Annotated in this window: 3 protein-coding genes; 1 reads left to right on the top strand and 2 read right to left on the bottom strand. The window is 44.3% G+C overall.

Annotated elements, in window-relative coordinates; all coding sequences use genetic code 11:
- Together PX484_RS02280 and speA are read right to left on the bottom strand one after the other, a co-directional pair.
- The coding region (locus PX484_RS02280) for a PPC domain-containing protein (protein ID WP_288102744.1) at positions 1-707 on the bottom strand (707 nt) is incomplete at its 3' end.
- A 609-nt stretch (positions 708-1,316) separates the two neighbouring features.
- Entirely contained in the window at positions 1,317-3,356 is a 2,040-nt protein-coding gene (gene speA, locus PX484_RS02275; protein ID WP_287766968.1) for a biosynthetic arginine decarboxylase, read from the bottom strand.
- Between the two features lie 305 nt (positions 3,357-3,661).
- Between speA and PX484_RS02270 the strand changes: the two genes are divergently transcribed.
- The coding region (locus PX484_RS02270) for a DUF4330 domain-containing protein (protein ID WP_288102743.1) at positions 3,662-3,916 on the top strand (255 nt) is incomplete at its 3' end.

The raw sequence follows: 3,916 nt of genomic DNA, 5'->3' as shown, positions 1-3,916 counted from the left end.
CAATCGGTGTAACTGGTGGTGCTGGAACCGACTGTAATCGCTCTGGCAGTGGCGAGGGTATTGCCAGCTAGGTCAACAGGAGCTAAAGGAGCGGCCGAAACAGCGAGATTATAGTTGGTATTAGCACTTTGATAGGGATAGACACGAATGTAGTAGGTGCCTGCACTCAACTGACTGGTAATGCTCTCAGAAGCCGTACCACCGTTAGTAGAGGAGGCAATGACAGAACCGCTACTATTTAACAGTAGCACGTCCGCGTCGGCGGTCATTCCAGTTAGACCAAGATTAAAGTTACCAGAATTAGCGAGGGAAAAACAATAGTAATTGTTGGTATCGGTGCTTCCTACCCAATCGGTGTAACTGGTGGTGCTGGAACCGACTGTAATCGCTCTGGCAGTGGCGAGGGTATTGCCGGCTAGGTCAACAGAACTGGGAAGACCCACAAAACTACTTTGACCCGTTAAAAAATCACCGTCTTGAGGCCAAGAGGAAAGGGATTCGGATGATTGCCAGCGATTTTTCAGTTCTAGCTGGTATTCTTCCAGAGAATTGCTTAAAAAGTCAGAATCCAGTCCCTGGAGACTTTTGCGGACAAAAGGGGTAATCAAGTCGGAGCGTCCCAAACCTGATCCCACGCCAAGGGTTGGTAACTGGAAGATATCATCTAAAACATTGCTGTCTGATAGGTTGAAACTTTGGTCAAGCATCTTTTTTCTCCTTGAGTCAAGACTTTTAAGTAGGGAGGCAAAATTATTTGTAGGATGGGTTGGCGGTAGCGTAACATGAGCAGGAGTTGGGTTTCATGCTTCAACCGTTCGGCAAAAGCTCACGGCCGAAGTCCAACCTACGTTCATCTTATACTTAATTCCACCCACCCACTTACTCTATTCCATCATTAGTTGTAACCGAAATTCCGCACATTTTTATATATTTTTATATATTTTTATATATTTTTACATCACCTTGATGAAAATCAATAATTGTAGCTATAATCCTTCCTGCCAATGGGTTGTAAGCAATGTATTAGTAATAATTATCAAATTATCAATTGAATGATAAGAAATGCGGAATGTGGGTTGTAACCTATTTCCTGTAGCAAAAGTAGCAGGTAGCAAGTTATTGACACAAATCGCAAAGTATTTGTAACTAAATTTTTACGAAATAGATGTTGATGTCGCTTCCCTCCTGCGGGACGGCAAGAAAGGAGTGAGAAAATACATATAAATGTACTACCAGAGGTAGCATTAGCCCAAAATTCTGCGATCAATGCTTTAAAAAGGGAAAATGAGCTAAATTTCCCCCACAAGTAACCTCTATTAATCCCCACCCACTAGATAGGTATAACGCCGCAAACTGCGTTCATAATCCTGTAGGAGTAATTGGGATTCTTCCACAGTCATGCGATTTTCCTGCAAAGCTTGTTCACAACGAAGACGAATTCTTTCTAACAGGTCTTCCGCAGAATACTGCACATAACCTAATACTTCCGTGATCGTATCTCCTTTGACTAGATACTCGATATCGTATCCCTTGGGACTCATCTGAATATGTACCACGTTAGTATCGCCAAAAAGATTATGTAAATTGCCCATAATCTCTTGATAAGCACCCACCAAAAACATTCCTAGATAATAGGGTTCTGGAGAATGTTTACCGTTTTTGTACTCCAACGGATGCAATTCTAAAACTGATTTTACGTCCCCGCGCAAATCGATAAACTGGGCAATTTTCCCGTCACTATCACAGGTTAAATCGGCGAGAATCCCTCTTTGGGTAGGTTCTCGATCGAGACGATGGATCGGCATAATTGGAAATAGTTGATCGATCGCCCAACTATCGGGAACTGACTGAAAAACCGAGAGATTGGCATAATAAATTGAGGCCATAATTTGCTCTAAGTCTTCCAAGTCATCGGGAACATAATCCTGTTGTCGGGCCACTTGCAGAATTTTGTGACAACAAGCCCAGTACAATTGTTCGGCTCTAGCTCGTTCCTTGAGACTGAGATAACCGAAATTAAACAGACTAATCGCCTCCTCTTTGAACTGTCCCGCATCGTGATAAGCTTCCTGATAATTGCGCTCATCGATACCCGTGTAGGTTTCCCAGAGATTACGGAGGATGAGGTGTTCTTTCCCATTGCAGGGATCGGGGGGATTTTGGGGAACCTCGCTACTACCCAGGATATCAAAGACTAACACCGATTGATGAGAAGCGATCGCCCGTCCACTTTCACTGATGAGAATCGGGGGTGAAATCTGGGCATCTTCACAAGCTTCCTTGACCTCGGCCACGATATCGTTAGCATAATTCTGCATATTGTAGTTTTTTGAGGCGTAGAAGTTAGTTTTTGAGCCATCGTAATCGACCCCTAAACCACCCCCCACATCGAGATAGGTCATATTTGCCCCTAATTTCGCTAATTCCACATAAATCTGACTAGCTTCGCGAATAGCATCCTTAATGACGCTAATAGCGGAGATTTGCGACCCGATATGATAGTGCAGCAGTTGCAGACAATCTAACATCCCCGCTTGTTCTAATTCCGTCACCACCGTTAGGATTTCCGGGACGGTTAAACCGAATTTTGCCCGGTCTCCCGTGGAACATCCCCAACGTCCCACCCCTTTTGTCCCCAGTTTCGCACGCACTCCCAAATGTGGGGCAATTCCTAACTGACGACTGACGCGCAGGGTTAAATATAATTCTTCCAATTGTTCGATGACAATCAAAGGCCGATGACCGAGACGAGTGGTCAAAAGAGCGGTTTCGATGTATTCTTTGTCCTTATAGCCGTTACAAATTAGCAAGGGTTGTGTTTTGTCATTTTTGCCGTTTAAGGCAGGTTCTAGGGTAGCTAAAGCAATCATTAGCTCAGGTTTTGAACCAGCCTCAAGCCCAAATTGATAGGGTTTACCAAAACGCACTAAAGACTCGACGATGTGACGGTGTTGATTGCACTTGATCGGATAGACACCGCGATAGACATTGGGATAATTATAACGGGCGATCGCTCGGCTAAAACAGGCATTCAGGCGCTCGATCCGATCCTCAAGGATGTCACTAAACCGAATCAACAGGGGTAAACCGATATTCCGCCGCTTAATCGCTGAAACTAACTCGTATAAGTCCAAAGAACCGCCCCTTTCTCCCTGGGGCGAGACGGTAATATTTCCTGCGGCATTGATCGAGAAATAGGGTTCTCCCCAGCCTTGGATGCGATAGAGATTTTCGCTATCTTCGATCGACCAATGTTTAACGGGGGCAACTTTTTCGAGGTTGTTACCGTCAGAAGGGGTCAGATCGACTGGAGATAATTGCCTTTCTTGTTTTTTAAGTTGAGTTTTACCCGCCATTGTCTATCGATCGCTCCTTGTGAGACTCCGATCTTCTATCTTAAGTCAGACTTCCTGTCTGCGACCAAGATTCTGATCATGATAGAATTTACTAGCTCTTAGGAGGCAGGATTCAGGATTCAGGAGACAGGAGGCGGTCGGCAGGAGATAGGAGATTATTTGTATTTTCTCCCCATCCCCCATCACCCTAGGGTTGATTCATAGTAGGGTTGATTCATGAATCAACCCTACCCATCACCCCCCGCAACGCGCACGCAGTGACCACCCTGTTCCCTTCTCCCCAAAAATTTTATAGTGAACCGCTTATGAATTTATTAGACTCAAAAGGACGTTTATTCGGTAAATTTAGCTTGCTTGATATCGGAGCGGCCCTAGTAATTTTATTGACAATTATCGGTATTTTTGTTGTCCCGGGGACGAGTGGTAAAAGTACGATCGCTCAAGTTACCAAAGAACCCATAGAAGTGGATGTTATTGTCCGGGGTTTAAGTGTTCTCAATCCCAATGCTTTGATTAATCAATTCAATACCGAGAAGAAAACTAATATTGTTATTCGTAAT

Source organism: Microcystis sp. M49636_WE2 (genome assembly GCF_030065375.1).
GTDB lineage: Bacteria > Cyanobacteriota > Cyanobacteriia > Cyanobacteriales > Microcystaceae > Microcystis > Microcystis aeruginosa_C.
Note: the sequence above shows the minus strand (reverse complement) of the source record. Positions and strands in the feature narration are given on the sequence as shown.